Source organism: Streptomyces monomycini (genome assembly GCF_022271435.1).
GTDB classification, from domain to species: domain Bacteria; phylum Actinomycetota; class Actinomycetes; order Streptomycetales; family Streptomycetaceae; genus Streptomyces; species Streptomyces monomycini.
In genome coordinates this window covers 1-17,732 of sequence record NZ_JAFIQY010000011.1, presented here as the reverse complement: position 1 = coordinate 17,732, position 17,732 = coordinate 1, and the positions used below count along the sequence as shown (strand labels likewise).

The following is a 17,732-nucleotide window of genomic DNA, read 5'->3' as shown; positions in this document are numbered from 1 at the left end:
TGGACGGTGGTGGAGCGATGAGAGGACGTTGAGCAGGGGGCGGGCGCGCGCCGGGGAGCGGCCGTGCGCGCACGAGGAGCGGTGCGGCCGTAGGGGTTTCCACATCCGGGCTGGTCAGGGCTTTCGGGCCCGCCTGCCGCCGAAGACCCACGCACCCGATCGCGAGCGCGCACGCCACCACGATCACGATCACGAGTACCGGTACGCGTACGAAGAGGCGCGGCGCGTTGGAGGCGTAAGGACCGGAGCGCTGGTCCGCGGCGGCGCGCCGGTGCGCAACCGGGCGCCGACGCGCAACAGCGCGCCCGGCACCGTGCTTCCGCGCGCCCGGAGCGAAGCGAACCCCCGCTCCCCTCACTCCCCCCGAACACCCCGCTCCCCCCGCTCACGATGTCCCCCCGGAGGACGCTCCGGCTGTCCCGGCCGCCGCCAGCGCGTCGGCGAGGCGGTCGAGGACCGCATCCGCCTGCTCGTCGGTGATGGTGAGCGGGGGCAGCAGCCGGACCACCGACCCGTGGCGGCCGCCCAGTTCGACGATCAGGCCTCGGTCGAGGCACTCCCGCTGGACGGCCGCGGCCAGTGCGGGAGCGGCCGGGCGGGCTCCCGACAGGTCCGGGGCGGCGTCCGGGTCGACCAGTTCCAGGCCGAGCATCAGGCCCCGGCCGCGTACGTCACCGATGCAGCCGTGCTCGGCGGCCAGCGCGTCCAGCCGGGACGTCATCCGGGCACCCAGTTCGCCCGCGCGCCGTGCCAGGTCGTTCTCCCTGACGTACGCGAGGGTGGCCGCGCCGGCCGCCATCGCGAGCTGGTTGCCGCGGAAGGTGCCCGCGTGCGCGCCGGGCCGCCAGGTGTCCAGTTCCTCGCGGTAGACGATGACCGCGAGCGGCAGGCTGCCGCCGATCGCCTTGGAGAGGACGAGAACGTCGGGCACCACTCCGCTGTGTCCGACGGCCCAGAACGCGCCGGTGCGGCCGACACCGGTCTGCACCTCGTCCACGATGAGGGGGATGCCGCGCGCGGCCGTGATCTCGCGCATCCGGCGCAGCCAGCTGTCGGGGGCGGGGATCACCCCGCCCTCGCCCTGGACCGGTTCGAGGATCATTCCGGCCGGTCTGGCGACGCCGCTCTTGTCGTCGTCGAGCACGTTCGCGGTCCAGCGCGCCGCCAGTTCGGCGCCCTGTTCGCCGCCGGTGCCGAAGGGGCAGCGGTAGGCGTACGGATACGGAAGACGGATCACGGAGGTGTCGCGCGCGCCCCCGGACGCCGCGAACGCCCCCGCCGTCATGCCGTGGTACGCGCCGGTGAAGGCCGCGAGCCCGTCCCGGCCGGTCGCGGTCCGTACGAGCTTGAAGGCGGCCTCGACGGCGTCCGTGCCGGCCGGCCCGCAGAACTGGATGCGGCCGTGGTCGGCCAACTCGGGCGGCAGGGTGGCGAAGAGTTCGGTGACGAAGGCGTCCTTGACCGGGGTGGCCAGGTCGAGGACGTGCAGCGGGGCGCCGGAGTCCAGGACGGAGCGGATCGCCTCCAGGACGACGGGGTGGTTGTGGCCGAGCGCCAGGGTGCCCGCCCCGGAGAGACAGTCCAGGTAGCGGCGGCCGTCGGCGCCCTCGATGGTCAGCCCGCGGGCACGCACCGGGACGATGGGGAGCGAGCGCGCGTACGTACGGGCGGCGGACTCGCGAAGCGACTGCCGCCGCAGGATGCCCTCGTGGGCGGGAGGGGGTGCCATCGGCAGAGGCTGGGTCAAGGCCACGGCGGTTCGGTCCTCCTGCTGCTGGACTCTTCTGTTGAACTGCGGATGCACCGGCGGATGCCGTGCGGGGGGGGCTCCCGATGCGCTCACGAATGCGCTCCGGATCTGCTCCGAACGCACTGCGGGTGCACTGCGGGCGGACCCGCCGCGCGCCGGCCGCGTCCCGCCGGGCCGCTTCCGTCGCGCTCCGGGCCTGATCCGCTGCCGGCAGGTCGCCGGGCCTGGTCGGTGGACGGACCGCTTTTCCTGCCGCCGGACACGGCTCAGCCGTCCCCCGTACGTATCAACGACGGTGCCCGCGGGAGAACACGGCCTCCCGCAAGATCCTTGCCGTGTCCGGGCGCCGGGACGACGGGGCGCCCACCGGCGCACCACCCGCGCGCCCTGCCCCGTACAGCGCCCCGCGCACACTCCCGCACCACCCCGATACCGTCCCCGCACCACCCAGGAACTCCCCCCGCGCCGCCCCGGTACCGCCCTCGCCCCAACCCCCGCACCACCTCCGCGCCACCCCCCACGGAATGATCCCCACCGGACCGGAACCGGGGACCCGCTCACCGCCGTCCCCAACGGCACCGGCATAGTGGGGACCTGCGCCCGGCTTTCCGGTGCATGACAAAACAGCAGATGCGGGCACGTCCGGGGCAAGACCGGCACGATCACCCACGGCGCGGCACGGCCGCCCGGGGCCGGACGCGCGCCCACGGCAAGCCTGAACAAACCAGGGGGAGTTCACCCATGCGATCCATACGTCGGCCGGTCCTGGCCACGGCCGCCCTCACCGCCGTGGTGGCGCTGACCGCCACCGGCTGCGGGCCCGAGGGCAACCAGGCGGACGGCAAGCCCAGCCAGTCCGCGGAACAGGGCAGTGCGGGCGGGGGTGGCTTCACGATCCCCAAGGACATCCAGGACAAGCTCAAGGAACACGGCGTCGACCTGGACAAGTGGAAGAACGGCGAGTGGAAGAACTGGGACAAGGACAAGTGGCTCCGCGAGGCCAGTGAGTTCATCAACCCGATCATCAAGGGGCTGTGGGACCCGGACCGGGCGAGCAAGGCCAAGCCGCCGAAGGAGCCGACGCCCAAGGACATCTCGGGCGACCAGGGGCGGACCGACCCGGACCCGCGGCCGGTCCAGGCCAAGGCCGTCAAGCCGCCGTTCGGCCAGAACGCGCCCGGCCTCGGCAAGATCTTCTTCGACACGCCCGAAGGCCACGCGGTCTGCTCCGGCGCGGTGGTCAAGGACCCGGCGCACCCGGGCAAGTCGAACCTGGTCTGGACCGCGGGCCACTGCGTGCACGCCGGCAAGACCGGTGGCTGGTACCGCAACATGATCTTCGCCCCGTCGTTCAACGACACCGGCAAGACCGCGGCCCAGCTGGAGACCGCCTCGCGTGAGCAGATGTTCCCCAAGGGCGTGTGGTGGGCCGACGGCGCGTCGACCTCCAGCCAGTGGATCGGCCAGGGCGGCCCGCAGGGCAACAGCGTGCCGATGGCGCCGTACGACTTCGCGATCATGCACGTCACGCCGGAGAAGGGCGCGGGCAGCAAGTCCCTCGAAGAGGTCGCCGGCGGCGCCTACTCGGTCGACTTCAACGCCTCCGCGGTCCCGGACATCAACAGCATCACCGCCCAGGGCTACCCGGCCGAGGCGCCGTTCGACGGTGCGACCCTTCAGCAGTGCACCGACAAGCCGGGCCGGCTGTCGCTGGACGCCAAGAAGCCGACCATGTACCGCATCGGCTGCCTGATGACCGCCGGTTCCTCCGGTGGCCCCTGGTTCGCCAAGGGCTCGGACGGCAAGCCGGCGCTGGTGTCCAACACCTCGATCGGCCCGCGTCCGGCCGGCTGGCTGGCGGGCCCACACCTCGGCCCGGAGGCCAAGAGCCTGTACAACGCGATGAGCAAGAAGTTCGCGTCGAAGTAGGCGGCCCGATCGGCGGGCACCCGGCACGCGCCGGGTGAGCGGGTGGACGGCCGCGTACCCGTACGACCGTGGTGACTGGTTTCGGCCGGTCACCACCGGTACGGGGGCGTGGCCACCGCGAGCCTCCCGCGAACCGCCCGGCGGCCTTGTCCGCGGGCGCCCCCGCGGGCAGTCCCGCGGCAGTGTACGGCGAAGGCCCGCCCCGGATCGGGGGCGGGCCTTCGCCGTACTGCGTGCGGTGCGGTGCCTACGGCTGCCGCGTCACGCGGCGGGGACGTACGGCCGGAACTCGGCGGCCAGCTCCTCGTGGACCCGCGCCTTGAGGACGGTGCCCTCCGCGACATGCTCCTCGGAGATCACCTCGCCCTCGGCGTGCGCCCGGGAGACCAGCGCGCCCTGCGTGTACGGCACCAGGGCCTCGATCTCGACCTGCGGCCGCGGCAGCTCCTCGTCGATCAGCGCGAGCAGTTCGTCGATGCCCTGGCCCGTGCGGGCCGAGACCAGCAGCGCGTGCTTCTCGTTGCGCAGCAGCCGCTGGAGGACCAGCGGGTCGGCGGCGTCCGCCTTGTTGACGACGACGATCTCCGGTACGTGGGTGGCGCCCACGTCACGGATCACCTCGCGCACGGCGGCCAGCTGCTCCTCCGGGACCGGGTGCGAGCCGTCGACCACGTGCAGGATGAGGTCGGAGTCGCCGACCTCCTCCATCGTGGAACGGAACGCCTCGACGAGGTGGTGCGGCAGGTGGCGGACGAAGCCGACGGTGTCGGCGAGGGTGTAGAGCCGCCCGCTGGGCGTCTCGGCCCGGCGCACGGTCGGGTCCAGGGTGGCGAACAGCGCGTTCTCCACCAGGACGCCGGCCCCGGTCAGGCGGTTGAGCAGGGAGGACTTGCCCGCGTTGGTGTAACCGGCGATGGCCACCGAGGGGACCTTGTGGCGACGGCGTTCCTGCCGCTTGATGTCCCGGCCGGTCTTCATCTCCGCGATCTCCCGGCGCATCTTCGCCATCTTCTCGCGGATCCGCCGGCGGTCCGTCTCGATCTTGGTCTCACCGGGACCACGCGTGGCCATACCGCCGCCCGCGGAGCCGGAGCCACCGCCACCCATCTGCCGGGACAGCGACTGGCCCCAGCCGCGCAGCCTGGGCAGCATGTACTGCATCTGCGCCAGCGAGACCTGCGCCTTGCCCTCACGGGACTTGGCGTGCTGGGCGAAGATGTCGAGGATCAGGGCCGTACGGTCGACGACCTTGACCTTGACGACGTCCTCCAGGTGGATCAGCTGGCCGGGGCTCAGCTCACCGTCGCAGACCACCGTGTCGGCGCCGGACTCCAGGACGATGTCGCGCAGCTCCAGGGCCTTGCCGGAGCCGATGTACGTGGCGGGGTCGGGCTTGTCGCGGCGCTGGACCACGCCGTCGAGCACCAGCGCGCCGGCGGTCTCCGCCAGCGCGGCCAGCTCGGCGAGCGAGTTGTCCGCGTCCTGCACCGTGCCCGTGGTCCAGACACCGACCAGCACCACACGCTCCAGGCGCAGCTGGCGGTACTCGACCTCGGTGACGTCTTCGAGCTCGGTGGACAGCCCGGCCACGCGGCGCAGGGCGGCCCGCTCGGTGCGGTCGTACTGTGCGCCGTCACGCTCCCCGTCGATCTCGTAACTCCAGGCGACGTCCTCTTCCATCAGGGCGTCGGCCCGGCGGCTCTCGGGGAGGCGCTGTCGGTCCTGTGGAAGGGAAGAAGAGGAGGTCATTTGATCCTTCGCGTCGTTGGGACGTCCCGTACGGGGCCCTGCGGCCCCGGGACTCTCGATCGTGACAACGTCCGGGCCGCCCGGGAGATTCCCGGTGCCGGCCCCGTCATCGGCCAGACGATGGTCGCACGACCGATGGTCACCGTCACACGGATTTTCCGTGCGGGAGGCGGGAGGGGCGGGAGGGATGCGAGGGGCGTGTGGGGGCGGACCGGGCCGCCTTGGGCCGGGCCACCCCGGACCCGGCCACCCCTGGCCGGGTCTCCCCTGGCCAGACGACGGGCTCACCCGCGCGGCCTCGCGCCCGGCCCGCCCACCGGCTTCCCGGCGGGCTTCCCCGCGGGTTTCCCGGCCGGCTGCCCCGCAGGCTTCGCCCCCGGCTTACCGGCCCCTTGCCCCGCAGGCTTCGCACCGGGCCTGTCCCCGGGCTTCCCCGCGGGCTTCGCAGCCGGCTGCCCCGCCGGCTTCGCCCCCGGCTTCCGTGCCGGTGGCTGCGGGGTGCGGTGATGGCTCTTCCAGTCCGGGTGGCCCGGCATCGGCGGCGTCTTCGCGTCGTACAGCCAGCTGCGGAAGAAGCCGCCGAGGTCCTGGCCCGAGATCCGGGAGGCCAGCGCGACGAAGTCGGCGGTGCCCGCGACGCCGTCGCGGTGCCGGGTCACCCAGGCGCGCTCCAGCCGGTCGAAGGCGGCGTGTCCGATCTTGGCGCGCAGCGCGTACAGCACGAGGGCGCTGCCGTCGTACATGACCGGCCGGAAGATGCCGGTCTTGTTGCCGGGTGCCGGGACCTTCGGGGCCCCGGGCGGGCCGCCTTCGGCGCGCATCCGGTCCGAGACGCTGTAGGCACGCCGGGTCCGCTCGTCCATGGACATCTTGGAGTGCTCGTGCGCGTACAGCTCCTCGTACCAGGTGGCGTGCGACTCGTTGAGCCAGGCGTCCGACCAGGTGCGCGGGGTGACGCTGTCGCCGAACCACTGGTGCGCCAGCTCGTGCACCATGATCGCTTCGACGTACCAGCGGGGGTACTGCCCCGTGGTGAACAGCCGCTCCTCGAAGAGGGACAGCGTCTGGGTCTCCAGCTCGAAACCGGTCTCGGCCTGGGCGAGCAGCACGCCGTACGTCTCGAAGGGGTAGTGGCCGACCTTGCTCTCCATCCAGGCGAGCTGGCCGGGCGTCTTGGCCAGCCAGGGTTCCAGACGCTTGCGGTCGGCGGCCGGGACAACGTCACGGAGCGGCAGACCGCGCGGCCCGGTGCGCCGGACGACGGCGGAGCGCCCGATGGACACCTGCGCCACTTCGGTGGCCATGGGGTGGGCGGAACGGTAGACCCAGGTGGTCATGGCGGGGGCCGCCCGCTCCTGCCGTACGTCCGGTCCCGTACGGGTCGCGCTCTTCCCCGGCCTCGGCGGAGCGCCCGGGTAGCGTGCCACGCGCGTTCCGTTGGCGACGACCGTCAGATTCTCGGGTGCGGTGACGCGGAAGGTGTAGAGGGCCTTGTCCGAGGGGTGGTCGTTGCCCGGGAAGACACGGTGCGCGGCGTCGACCTGGTTGGCCATCACCAGCCCGTCCTTCGTGCGCAGCCAGCCGACCTCCTTGTCCTTGCCGCCCTTGGGGGGACGCGGGTCGCTGGTGTGCCGGACGACGATCCGCACCGGGGTGCCGGCGCGGACGGTGCGGTGCGGTGTGACGATCAGGTCCTCGCCGCGGCTGACATGGGGCGCGGGCCGGCCGTCGACCTCGACGGACCGTACGGTGCCGTGTGCGAAGTCGAGGTTGATGCGCTTGAGGCGGGCGGTGGCCCGTGCGGTGATCTTCGTGACGGCGTCCAGCGGCCGGTCGTTGCGGCCGGAGTACGTCAGGGCGATGTCGTACGACCGGACGTCGTAGCCCGGATTGCCGAGGTGCGGATAGAGCCGGTCGCCGACACCCAGCGGCGTGGCGTCCGGCAGACCGGCGGCGACCAGTGAGGCGGCGGCGAGCAGGCCGAGGGCGCTGCGGCGGCGGACGGCGGCACCGGGGCGGCGGCGCGGACGCGGGCCGGGTGTGGCGCCTTCGGGGCCCCGCCCGGGGGCGGAACCGGGGCCGGGAGCGGGGTGGGACGAGGAAAGCGGCATGACAAACCGCTATCAGCGCGGTGCGCCCGCCCGTGGCCGACGCGACAGTACGGCACCCGAACGGGGGGATCCGTGCGCCCGTCGAAACTGGCGGGGCGGGTGTGGACACCGAGTCGCGGGGGGATCGCACCGCGCGGAGCACCGGCCCCGCGAGCCCCGGCCCCCGCGCGCCCGGACGCCGCTCCGGCGCACGCCTCCGCCACGACCCCGCGCACGCGCCGGGGGCCGGGCAGGGCGCTGCGCGCACGCGCCGGGCGCCCTCAAGAACGCGCCACCACCGTCGACTGCGCCCGCCCCGCCCGCAGCACGTCGAAGACGCCCGGCACCTGCCGCATCGCCCGCATCAGGGACGGCAGTTTGGCCGCGTCCGGAAGGTGGAGGGTGTAGGTGTGCCGTACGCGCTGCTCGCGGGGCGGTTCGACGGCCGCGGCGACCACGGCGGCGCCTTCGGCCGCGATCGCCTCCGTGAGGTCGGCGAGCAGGTGCGGCCTGGTGAACGCCTCCGCGAGAAGCGTGACCCGGCAGCCTTGTACGCGGTTTCCCGCGCCGCGCCAGCGTGCGCCGACCGGCTGCCGGCCGGACGCAGCCATCCGAGCCACCACGGGACACAGCGCGCGGTGCACGGTGACGATGCCGCCGCGGACGGCGAAGCCGGTGACGTGGTCCGGCGGTACGGGAGTGCAGCAGCCCGCGAGCCGTACGGTCGCGCCGGGCAGATCGGTGGACAGGTCGGCGGTGTCACCGCCGTGACGCCCGGGCGCCGCGGCGGCCCCGGCACCCCGCGTCTCACCGGTTCCGCTCGGTGTGCCCGCGCCCACCGGGCCCTCCCCCGCCTCCGCGCCGGGGTGAGCGGCCAGCCAGCGCGAGATGGCGAGCCGGGCCGCCGGGGTACGGGTGTGGTCGAGCCAGTCCGGGGAGGGCCCGGCGGCGGAGTCGGGGGCCATGAGCAGGTGCACGCTGTCGCCGTCGCACAGGATCGTGGAGAGCGTCGCCAGGCGTCCGTTGACGCGCGCGCCGATGCAGTGGTGAGCCCCCTCTCCATACAGCGCGTACGCGGCGTCCACACAGCTCGCGCCTGCGGGCAGGCCGACGGTGCCGGTGCACGCCGTGCCCGTACCGGCGGGGTCCGTCGCGACCGTGCCGCTCCCGTCGTCGAAGCCGCCCTCCGCGCAGAAGACCGTGATCTCCCGGTCCTGGGCGAGGTCGTCGCGCAGCGAGGTCCAGAACGTGTCCGGGTCGGGAGTGGCGCGCTGCCACTCCAGGAGGCGGCACAGCCAGCCGGGCTGGGTGGGGTCGACGCGCTCACCGTCCTCGGCCGCCGGCACCCCCGCCGCGCCGCCCGCCACCGCTTCGGACGGGTCCGAGCCGTCCGCGGGGGCGTACGGGTTGCCCAGCGCGATCACCCCGGCTTCCGCGACCCGGTGCATCCGATGGGTCCGGATGAGCGTTTCGGCAATGGCGCCGTCCGCGTCCGAGACGGCGGTGTGCAGCGACTGGTAGAGGTTGAACTTCGGCGCGGCGATGAAGTCCTTGAACTCCGAGACCACCGGGGTGAAGCAGGTGTGCAGCTCGCCGAGGACCGCGTAGCAGTCGGCGTCCTCGGCGACGAGCACGAGCAGCCGGCCGAGGTCCGCGCCGGTGACCGCGCCGCGCGCCAGGCGCACCCGGTGCACGGAGACGAAGTGCCGCGGGCGGATGAGGACTTCGGCGTCGATGTCGGCCTCGTCCAGGACGGCGCGCACCCGCTCCGCGATGGAGTCGAGCGGGCCCGGACGGCCGGCGTGGCCGAGGACGAGCGCGCGGGTGGTGGCGTACTCCTCCGGGTGCAGGATCGCGAAGACCAGGTCCTCCAGCTCGCTCTTGAGCGCCTGCACGCCCAGCCGTTCGGCGAGCGGGATCAGCACGTCCCGCGTCACCTTGGCGATCCTGGCCTGCTTCTCGGGGCGCATCACGCCGAGGGTGCGCATGTTGTGCAGCCGGTCGGCCAGCTTGATGGACATCACGCGGACGTCGTTGCCGGTGGCAACCAGCATCTTGCGGAAGGTCTCGGGCTCGGCGGCGGCGCCGTAGTCGACCTTCTCCAGCTTGGTCACGCCGTCGACCAGGTAGCAGACCTCCTTGCCGAACTCCCGGCTCACCTGATCGAGCGTCACTTCCGTGTCCTCGACGGTGTCGTGGAGGAGGGAGGCGGTCAAGGTCGTGGTCTCGGCGCCCAGTTCGGCCAGGATCAGGGTCACCGCGAGCGGGTGGGTGATGTACGGCTCGCCGCTCTTGCGCATCTGTCCGCGGTGCGAGGACTCCGCGAGCGCGTAGGCCCGGCTGAGGGTGTCCAGGTCGGCGTCCGGGTGGTGGGCACGGTGCACCTTCGCGACGTGCTCCAGGGCGTCCGGCAGGCCGTCGCGGGGGGCCGGCCCGAGCAGTGCGGCCCGGCCGATGCGGCGCAGCCCGCGCAGTTCCAGACGGGGGCGGCCGCGTCTGCGCTGAGAGGCTTCCCCCAGGTCGGGCGGACCGGCCTGGGCAGGCGCGACGGGGTTACCAGGGTTCGTGGCCTCTGCGCTCATGGGCACCTCCGGCGGCGTCGACCGGCGGTGGGGCTCCCGCAGTCAGTCGCCCGGGCCGGTGCTTGATGCTACCGAGCCCATCACGCAGCGCTGTCCCGCTCTCGCCCAGCGTGAAACGGATCACCCATTCGAGGTAAGAGCCTGTGTCATGCCCCCGGCCGGGCGCCCGGGGTCATGACACTGGCTCCAAGCCTCAGGCCAGGGCCGTGACCAGCCAGGCGGGGTCCAGCGTGCCCTGGCCTACGATGACCGCGGGGCCGGTCATCTCGACCGTGCCGTCCGGCAGCTCGGTGATCGTCAGGCTGCCGCCCAGCACGTCGACCGTGTACGTGACGGGGCTGCCGGTGGCCGCCGGGTCGGCGCCGTCCCGGCGGGCGGTGGCGACGGCGACGGCGCAGGCGCCCGTGCCGCAGGAACGGGTCTCGCCGGAGCCGCGCTCGTGGACCCGCATCGCGACATGGCGCGGGCCGCGGTCGGCGACGAACTCGATGTTCACGCCGTCGGGATAGACGGCGGCTGGGCCGAACGGCGGGACCTCGCGCAGCTCACCGGCGTGGTCGAGGTCCTCGACGAAGGCGACGGCGTGCGGATTGCCCATGTTCACGTTGCGGGCGGGCCAGCTGCGGTCGCCCACGGTGACCGTCACGCCGTCCGGGAGCAGCTCGGCGCGGCCCATGGAGACCGTGACCTCGCCGGACGCGGCCAGGCGTGCCGTACGGACACCGGCGCGGGTGGCGATGGCCAGCTCGCCCTCGGCGGCCAGGCCGGCGTGCTGGAGGTAGCGGGCGAAGACGCGGACGCCGTTGCCGCACATCTCGGCGACGGAACCGTCGCCGTTGCGGTAGTCCATGAACCATTCGGCCTCGCCGGCCATGGCGCGGGCCGCGGGGTCGGCGGCGGAGCGCACCACGCGCAGCAGGCCGTCACCGCCGATACCGGCCCGGCGGTCGCATATCCGGGCGACGGCGGCGGCGGACAGCTCCAGGACGCCGTCCGGGTCGGGGACGATCACGAAGTCGTTCTCCGTGCCGTGCCCCTTGAGGAAGGCGATGCCCCGGCCGGGGCCGCCCGCGGCGGTCGTGGCGGCGCTCACGGCGGCCTCCGTGGCCTCTGCGGTCCCCTGTGCGTTGGTCATGTCTGCATCGTACGGCGCGGCAGTGACAGTGCGTGTCCCGCCCCGGTCAGGGCCTGTTTCGACGCCAGCCCAGACCCCAGGTCCGGGCCCCGGCACGGACGGCGGTCAGCGCCGCCCCCGGCTCCGGGGCGTCCGGCGATCAGTGCCGCCCCCTGTCCCGCGCGGTCTGCGACCGGTATCGCCCCGGGCCCCGGGCTCCGGCGCGTCCGGCGGTCAGTGCAACCGGGCGACGCGCCACACGGCGAGCAGCGCCAGCACGGCCACGACCGCGGCGTACGCCAGGACGACGCGCCAGTCCGGGCGGCGGCCGGAGCCGCGGGCGGGCAGGCCGGGCCAGGTGTGGCCGACCCGGCGGGCGGCCATCATGCCCCAGCCCGCGGCACAGCCGAAGAGCAGCAGGCCGAGCATGGAGATCACCGCGCCGCCGTCACCGCCGAACTCGAAGGCCAGCGGGAAGGCGAACATCAGCGAGCCGAGGATGGCCAGGCCCACGATCGGCGCGAGCTGCCAGATGCGCAGCCGGCGCGGCGGGCGCAGTTCCCGGAAGGACTCACCGCCCTCGGCCGCCTCAGCGGGCCCGTCCCCGGTACTCAGGGGCGCCGGGCGAACCGGTTCTCCCAGAGCGTCCGGGCCGTCGGGCCCGACCGCCGCCGCGTGGTCCAGGGCAGCCCCGTCCGGGCCCACGGCCCCGGGCCCGTCCTGGGTCAGCGACTCGGTCGCGTCCCGCTGTCCGTCTCTCGGCCCGTCCGGTTGCTGCGGTCTGTTGCGAGGGCCGGCCTCCATCGCCACGCGCCCTCCCCACTCCGACTGCACGCCTCGATCGAAGGTCGATGATGACACGCTCCCGGGGGCCCGGATGACGGGCGGAGCGTCCCGATGCCAGGACGTGATCAGGCTGTGACCGGTCGTTCGACCAACGCCAGCGCCCGCCCCGGGAGTTCCGTGCGGTCCGCGGCGGCGCCGCTGAGCCAGTGGACCCGGGGGTCCCGGCGGAACCAGGAGTCCTGGCGGCGTGCGAAGCGCTTGGTGGCGCGGACCGTCTCGGCCCGCGCCTGCTCCTCCGTGCACTCCCCCGCGAGCTGGGCGAGCACCTGCTGGTAGCCGAGGGCGCGGGAGGCGGTACGCCCCTCGCGCAGCCCTTCGCCCTCCAGCCGCCGCACCTCGTCGACGAGCCCTTCCTCCCACATCCGGTCCACCCTGCGGGCGATCCGGTCGTCCAGTTCGGGGCGTGCCACGTCGACGCCGATCTGCACGGTGTCGTAGACCGCCTCGTGCCCGGGAAGGTTGGCGGTGAAGGGGCGGCCGGTGATCTCGATGACCTCCAGGGCCCGTACGATGCGGCGCCCGTTGCTCGCCAGGATGGCGCGGGCTGCCTCCGGGTCGGCGGCGGCAAGCCGGGCGTGCAGGGCGCCGCTGCCCTGCTCGGCGAGCTCGGCCTCCAGCCGGGCCCGTACGTCCGGGTCCGTACCGGGGAAGTCGAGGGCGTCGATGGCGCCGCGTACGTAGAGGCCGGAGCCGCCGACGAGGACGGGGGTGCGGCCCGCGGCGAGCAGCCGGTCGATCTCGGCGCGGGCCAGCCGCTGGTACTCGGCGACGTTCGCGGCCCGGGTGACGTCCCAGAGGTCCAGGAGGTGGTGCGGGACGCCCTGGCGTTCGGGAACCGTCAGCTTGGCGGTGCCGATGTCCATTCCCCGGTAGAGCTGCATGGAGTCGGCGTTGACGACTTCGCCACCGAGATGGCGGGCGAGCGCAACGCCCAGATCGGACTTTCCGGCCGCGGTGGGACCGACGACGGCGATGACCCGGGGTGCGGGAACTGCGGTGTTCACCGGCCCAGTCTCGCAAACCTGCGGGCCGCATCTCGAACGAGCGACGTGACGGCTCGCCTCCGTGTTCGTTGCCTGTTGCGAGGTTCCGGCCGCCGGTTCACGGACCGGGGCCCGCGGGCGGCGCAATGGGACGCTCCGGGCGCCCCGGGATTTCGCCCGCACGAGTAGGCTATGGAGAGTAGTTATGGGCGTGTTTTCACGGTTTCGTCGCAAGGCAGCAGAGGCATCGACGGAGGAAGCCGCCGCCGCCACGCTGACGGCGGAGCCGTCGGCTCCGGAGGGCGGGGAGCCCGCCACCGGGCGGTCCGCCGAGACCGCCGGCACGGCGGAGCAGGGCGGGGCGGCAGCGGCGGACGGGACGCCGCCCGCGGAGGAGGCCGGCGAGGCGACGGCCGCCGAGGGGGTCGAGATTCCCAAGCAGCAGTCGGCCGAGGAGGCTGCGGACCGGGAAGCCGGGGAAGGCGCCCGCAAGTAGGACGCACGCCGTACGAAGGAAAGTGAAGGAAGGTGCCCATGGGTCTGCTGGACGACCTCAAGGCCAAGATCGGTCCTCTGAAGAGCAAGGCCGGTGACCTCGCGCAGCAGCACGGGGACAAGATCGAGCAGGGGCTCGACCGGGCCGCGCGGGCGGTCGACGAGAGGACCAAGGGCAAGTACAGCAGCCAGATCGGCACCGGCGCCGGCAAGGCGAAAGAGGCCCTCGGCTGGCTGTCCGAGGAGTCCCGCCGCTCCGGGGGCCAGGGTTCCGGCGGATCCGGCCCGCAGGCGCCGGCCTCCTGACCTGCCTGCCGGGCCCGCGGCGGGGCGGCCCGGACGGACGGCACCACGGCCGCGGAGCGACCCGCTCCGCGGCCGTCGCACGCGGTCCCCGAGGGCTCCGGCGGGCGCGGCTTCCGTCCGTACAGCTCAGGCCCCCGGCGACCGCCGCTCCCGTACAGCTCGGAACCCGGCGCTCGCAGCCTCCCGTACGTTCTCAGTCCGCTCCCGCACGCCTCAGGCCGCCGCCCGTAAGCCTCAAGCCGCTTCCGTACGTCTCAGTCCGCTCCCATGAGCCCCAAGCCGCTCCCGTAAACCTCAGGCCGCTCCCACAGGCCCCACGCCCTCACGACCAAGCCGCCACGAAGTACCCCACCCCGTACGGCGCCTCCTCGCGCAGCAGCTCGCCGTGCAGGCCCGCGTCCTGTGCGGCGCCCGCCAGGACCTGCCAGCAGGACCGGCCCGAGGCCTTCAGCTCCTCCGCCGGCCCCGCGTCCAGCCCGGTCAGCGCCTCGGTGTCGGCGGCTCCCAGGGCGCGCCCCACGGCGGCGTCGAAGTCCTCGGCCCGCTCGTCGTAGTAGCCCGGCGCCTTCACCGTGCGGCACGCGCTGCCGTCGCCCATGACCAGCAGGGCGACCCGCTCCGCCGATGCCGCGATGTCCCGGCCTGCCTGGACGCAGCGGTCGGTGGCCAGCGGTTCGCCGACGCCCAGCCCTGCCACCGGCGCGTCGGCCCAGTCCGTACGGGCCAGCAGCCAGGCGCCGACCGACAACGACGGCGGAAGCGACCGTTCCGGGGTGGTCGCGGCGGCGCCCAGGCGCACGTCCAGATCCACGCCGAAACCGCGGAACGATCCCACCGCGCCCTGGTCGTGCCACCCGCGGCCGGCCTCTTCGGCGGGGCCCACGACGACCAGCCGGTCCGGCCGGGCCGCCGCGAGCACGCCGATCGCGTCGAGGGCGGCGGCCCGCAGGCCATCCAGCTCGGGTGCGGCTCCGGAGGCGACCTCCGGGACGAGCACCGGCGGACACGGGCAGACGGCGGCGGCGACAAGCATGGCTGGAACCCTAGCAAGGCCGCGGCGCCGGGCCCGCGGTCCCGGGCGCGGGTCCGCGACGCTTCCGGCGCCGGTCGTACGGGGCGGCCGCGCCGCCCTCAGGCCGTCAGTCGCACCCGCAGCCCGCGGCCGGGGCCGGGGCGGGCGCCGGGGCGCCGATCGTCGGCAGGCCGAGCATGACGCCGGCCGGCTTGTCGGCCGGGGCGGCGTTGCGCTTCTCCCAGGCGTCGCCCGCGCGCGTACGGCGGACGGCCTGGGACGGCCCCTCGGCGAGCAGGTGGTGCGGCGCGGCGTAGGTGATCTCGACGGTCACCATGTCGCCGGGGCGGACCGGCTCCTCGGGGCGGGTGAAGTGCACCAGGCGGTTGTCGGGCGCGCGGCCGGACAGGCGGCGCGTGGCGTCGTCCTTGCGCCCCTCGCCCTCGGCGACCATGACCTCCAGGACGCGGCCGACCTGCTTCTTGTTCTCCTCCCAGGAGATCTCCTCCTGGAGGGCCACCAGCCGCTCGTAGCGCGCCTGGACGACCTCCTTGGGGATCTGGCCGTCCATCGTGGCGGCCGGGGTCCCGGGGCGCTTGGAGTACTGGAAGGTGAAGGCCTGCGCGAAGCGGGACTCACGGACCGTGTGCAGGGTCTGCTCGAAGTCCTCCTCGGTCTCGCCCGGGAAGCCGACGATGATGTCCGTGGAGATGGCGGCGTCCGGCATCGCGACGCGCACCTTCTCGATGATGCCGAGGAAGCGCTCCTGGCGGTACGAGCGGCGCATCGCCTTGAGGACCGTGTCCGAGCCGGACTGCAGCGGCATGTGCAGCTGCGGCATCACGTTCGGCGTCTCGGCCATGGCGGTGATGACGTCGTCGGTGAAGTCGCGGGGGTGCGGCGAGGTGAAGCGCACCCGCTCCAGGCCCTCGATCTTCCCGCAGGCGCGCAGCAGCTTGCTGAACGCCTCACGGTCGCCGATGTCCGAGCCGTACGCGTTGACGTTCTGGCCGAGCAGGGTGATCTCGGAGACGCCTTCGCCGACCAGTGCCTCGATCTCGGCGAGGATGTCGCCGGGGCGGCGGTCCTTCTCCTTGCCGCGCAGGGCCGGGACGATGCAGAAGGTGCAGGTGTTGTTGCAGCCCACGGAGATCGAGACCCAGGCCGCGTACGCGCTCTCGCGGCGGGTGGGCAGCGTGGAGGGGAACGCCTCCAGCGACTCCGCGATCTCGACCTGGGCCTCCTCCTGGACGCGGGCCCGCTCCAGGAGCACCGGCAGCTTGCCGATGTTGTGCGTCCCGAAGACCACGTCGACCCAGGGGGCCTTCTTGACGATGGTGTCGCGGTCCTTCTGGGCCAGGCAGCCGCCGACGGCGATCTGCATCCCGGGCCGCGCGGCCTTCTTGGGCGCGAGCTGGCCGAGGTTGCCGTAGAGCCGGTTGTCGGCGTTCTCCCGCACCGCACAGGTGTTGAAGACGACGACATCGGCCCCGTCGGCGCCCTGCGGCGCGGGGACGTATCCGGCGTCCTCCAGCAGGCCCGACAGCCGCTCGGAGTCGTGGACGTTCATCTGGCACCCGTAGGTGCGCACCTCGTATGTCTTCGCACTCATCTCAATCGACCAGGGTACGTGCTCCCGCCGCCGCCTCGCCCCTCCCTTTCCCGGTGGCGGGCTGGCAGGATCCCGCCCATGGTTTCCGCACTTCCCCGCTCCGGCGGCCGCCGGGCGCTTCTCGCGGTCGCCGCGGTGCTGGTCGTCCTCGGTCTGCTGTGGTGGCTGCCGTCCGCGTTGTCCGGGCCGCCCGCGCCCGGCGGGCAGTTCACGCTGTCCACCGGCGTGCGCTCCGGGGTGTACGCGCGTTACGGGGAACTCCTCAAGCAGGATCTGCGCCGGGACCTGCCGCGGGTGGACGCACGGCTGATGAACAGCGCGGGGTCGCTGGACAATCTGGAGCACCTGGCGAGCGGGAAGGCGCAGTTCGCGATCGCGACGGCGGACGCGGTGGCCGAGCGGCAGCGTCTGCATTCGCGGCAGGCGGCCGGGCTGCGGGCCTGCGCGCGGCTGTACGACGACTACCTGCAGCTGATCGTCCCCGCCGACTCACCGGTCGGCTCGGCCAGGGATCTCGGGCAGCTGCGCGTCGGTGTGGGGGCGGACGGCTCCGGCGTCCAGCTGACCACCCGGCGGCTGGTCGCGGCGGCGGGGCTGGATTTCGACCAGGACATCGAGGCGGTACGGGTGGGCATCGACCGGATGCCGAAGCTGCTGGAGGAGGGGAAGCTGGACGCCTTCTTCTGGTCGGGCGGGCTGCCGACCTCGGCCGTGCAGCAGGTGGCCCGGCGGACGCCGATACGGCTCGTCCAGCTCGGGGACCTGATTCCGGCGCTGCACCGGCAGGGCGAGCGGAGCCGGTACTACCGGGCGGCCGTGATGCCGGCCGACGCCTATCCGCTGGTCCAGAAGGGGCAGGCGGTCAGGACGATCGCGGTCGCGAATCTTCTGGTGACCACCGAGGGGCAGGACCCGGTGCTGACGGAGGCGATCACCCGGACCGTCATACGGAGCCGGGACCGGATCGGTACCGAGGTGCACGCCGCGCAGAAGGTGGATCTGCGGACCGCGGTGTTCACCGACCCGCTGCCGCTGCACGAGGGTGCGCGGCGGTACTACGTGTCGGAGAAGCCGTAGCGGGCCGCTTCCAGGGAGAGGCGGCTTCCGAAGGCCCGGAGGCGCCGGGGCGTGCGCGGAACTCCGTGCACGCCCCGGCGCGCGTCACGCCTTGGGCGCCCGCGGGGTGCGCGGCCCCTTGGGGGCGCGGGAGGGGCGCCGGGACGGACGGCCGCCGCCCGACGCGCCGGTGCCGGCGCCTGCCGAG

At 73.8% G+C, this 17,732-nt stretch carries 13 protein-coding genes; 4 read left to right on the top strand and 9 right to left on the bottom strand.

From position 1 onward, the window contains the following. Nucleotides 1-385: 385 nt before the first annotated feature. Nucleotides 386-1,753 carry a diaminobutyrate--2-oxoglutarate transaminase family protein gene (locus JXZ78_RS15485; RefSeq protein ID WP_030020357.1) on the bottom strand — a complete coding sequence of 456 codons (1,368 nt, stop codon included), beginning with the start codon at nucleotides 1,751-1,753 and terminating at the stop codon, nucleotides 386-388. Between the two features lie 738 nt (nucleotides 1,754-2,491). On the opposite strand from JXZ78_RS15485, the gene JXZ78_RS15480 reads away from it, so the two are divergent. Next, complete coding sequence (locus JXZ78_RS15480; protein ID WP_030020356.1) at nucleotides 2,492-3,679, top strand: trypsin-like serine peptidase; 1,188 nt, start codon at nucleotides 2,492-2,494, stop codon at nucleotides 3,677-3,679. A gap of 261 nt (nucleotides 3,680-3,940) precedes the next feature. Here JXZ78_RS15480 and hflX read toward each other — a convergent pair whose 3' ends face one another. The 6 genes from hflX to miaA all read right to left on the bottom strand — a co-directional run bounded on the left by hflX (nucleotide 3,941) and on the right by miaA (nucleotide 13,064). Further along, complete coding sequence (hflX, locus tag JXZ78_RS15475; RefSeq protein ID WP_030020355.1) at nucleotides 3,941-5,428, bottom strand: GTPase HflX; 1,488 nt, start codon at nucleotides 5,426-5,428, stop codon at nucleotides 3,941-3,943. 284 nt (nucleotides 5,429-5,712) lie between these two features. Further along, complete coding sequence (locus JXZ78_RS15470) at nucleotides 5,713-7,539, bottom strand: M1 family metallopeptidase (protein WP_078624281.1); 1,827 nt, start codon at nucleotides 7,537-7,539, stop codon at nucleotides 5,713-5,715. Nucleotides 7,540-7,799: 260 nt separating this feature from the next. Continuing rightward, nucleotides 7,800-10,100 (bottom strand): RelA/SpoT family protein, encoded by a 2,301-nt coding sequence (locus JXZ78_RS15465; protein ID WP_030020353.1) that lies wholly within the window; start codon nucleotides 10,098-10,100, stop codon nucleotides 7,800-7,802. A gap of 193 nt (nucleotides 10,101-10,293) precedes the next feature. Further along, nucleotides 10,294-11,235 carry a diaminopimelate epimerase gene (gene dapF / locus JXZ78_RS15460; protein WP_078624280.1) on the bottom strand — a complete coding sequence of 314 codons (942 nt, stop codon included), beginning with the start codon at nucleotides 11,233-11,235 and terminating at the stop codon, nucleotides 10,294-10,296. Nucleotides 11,236-11,448: 213 nt separating this feature from the next. After that, entirely contained in the window at nucleotides 11,449-12,018 is a 570-nt protein-coding gene (locus tag JXZ78_RS15455; protein WP_030020351.1) for a hypothetical protein, read from the bottom strand. A 107-nt stretch (nucleotides 12,019-12,125) separates the two neighbouring features. Continuing rightward, entirely contained in the window at nucleotides 12,126-13,064 is a 939-nt protein-coding gene (gene miaA / locus JXZ78_RS15450; RefSeq protein WP_030020350.1) for a tRNA (adenosine(37)-N6)-dimethylallyltransferase MiaA, read from the bottom strand. Nucleotides 13,065-13,248: 184 nt separating this feature from the next. On the opposite strand from miaA, the gene JXZ78_RS15445 reads away from it, so the two are divergent. Together JXZ78_RS15445 and JXZ78_RS15440 are read left to right on the top strand one after the other, a co-directional pair. Next, on the top strand, nucleotides 13,249-13,539 hold the full coding sequence (locus JXZ78_RS15445; RefSeq protein ID WP_030020349.1) for a hypothetical protein: 291 nt from the start codon (nucleotides 13,249-13,251) through the stop codon (nucleotides 13,537-13,539). A 38-nt stretch (nucleotides 13,540-13,577) separates the two neighbouring features. After that, complete coding sequence (locus JXZ78_RS15440) at nucleotides 13,578-13,844, top strand: antitoxin (RefSeq protein WP_030020348.1); 267 nt, start codon at nucleotides 13,578-13,580, stop codon at nucleotides 13,842-13,844. A 322-nt stretch (nucleotides 13,845-14,166) separates the two neighbouring features. Here the strand turns inward: JXZ78_RS15440 and JXZ78_RS15435 are convergent, their stop codons facing one another. Together JXZ78_RS15435 and miaB are read right to left on the bottom strand one after the other, a co-directional pair. Continuing rightward, nucleotides 14,167-14,877 carry a class III extradiol dioxygenase subunit B-like domain-containing protein gene (locus JXZ78_RS15435; protein ID WP_030020347.1) on the bottom strand — a complete coding sequence of 237 codons (711 nt, stop codon included), beginning with the start codon at nucleotides 14,875-14,877 and terminating at the stop codon, nucleotides 14,167-14,169. 106 nt (nucleotides 14,878-14,983) lie between these two features. Continuing rightward, complete coding sequence (gene miaB, locus JXZ78_RS15430) at nucleotides 14,984-16,468, bottom strand: tRNA (N6-isopentenyl adenosine(37)-C2)-methylthiotransferase MiaB (RefSeq protein WP_030020346.1); 1,485 nt, start codon at nucleotides 16,466-16,468, stop codon at nucleotides 14,984-14,986. A gap of 78 nt (nucleotides 16,469-16,546) precedes the next feature. On the opposite strand from miaB, the gene JXZ78_RS15425 reads away from it, so the two are divergent. Next, nucleotides 16,547-17,545 carry a TAXI family TRAP transporter solute-binding subunit gene (locus tag JXZ78_RS15425; protein WP_030020345.1) on the top strand — a complete coding sequence of 333 codons (999 nt, stop codon included), beginning with the start codon at nucleotides 16,547-16,549 and terminating at the stop codon, nucleotides 17,543-17,545. Nucleotides 17,546-17,732: the final 187 nt, after the last annotated feature.

Excerpts from the sequence above, each read along its gene's own strand:
- JXZ78_RS15480 (WP_030020356.1), top strand. The coding sequence starts at position 2,492 with ATGCGATCCATACGTCGGCCGGTCCTGGCCACGGCCGCCCTCACCGCC.
- hflX (WP_030020355.1), bottom strand. The coding sequence starts at position 5,428 with ATGACCTCCTCTTCTTCCCTTCCACAGGACCGACAGCGCCTCCCCGAG.
- JXZ78_RS15470 (WP_078624281.1), bottom strand. The coding sequence starts at position 7,539 with ATGCCGCTTTCCTCGTCCCACCCCGCTCCCGGCCCCGGTTCCGCCCCC.
- JXZ78_RS15465 (WP_030020353.1), bottom strand. The coding sequence starts at position 10,100 with ATGAGCGCAGAGGCCACGAACCCTGGTAACCCCGTCGCGCCTGCCCAG.
- dapF (WP_078624280.1), bottom strand. The coding sequence starts at position 11,235 with ATGACCAACGCACAGGGGACCGCAGAGGCCACGGAGGCCGCCGTGAGC.
- JXZ78_RS15455 (WP_030020351.1), bottom strand. The coding sequence starts at position 12,018 with ATGGAGGCCGGCCCTCGCAACAGACCGCAGCAACCGGACGGGCCGAGA.
- JXZ78_RS15445 (WP_030020349.1), top strand. The coding sequence starts at position 13,249 with ATGGGCGTGTTTTCACGGTTTCGTCGCAAGGCAGCAGAGGCATCGACG.
- JXZ78_RS15440 (WP_030020348.1), top strand. The coding sequence starts at position 13,578 with ATGGGTCTGCTGGACGACCTCAAGGCCAAGATCGGTCCTCTGAAGAGC.
- JXZ78_RS15435 (WP_030020347.1), bottom strand. The coding sequence starts at position 14,877 with ATGCTTGTCGCCGCCGCCGTCTGCCCGTGTCCGCCGGTGCTCGTCCCG.
- miaB (WP_030020346.1), bottom strand. The coding sequence starts at position 16,468 with ATGAGTGCGAAGACATACGAGGTGCGCACCTACGGGTGCCAGATGAAC.
- JXZ78_RS15425 (WP_030020345.1), top strand. The coding sequence starts at position 16,547 with ATGGTTTCCGCACTTCCCCGCTCCGGCGGCCGCCGGGCGCTTCTCGCG.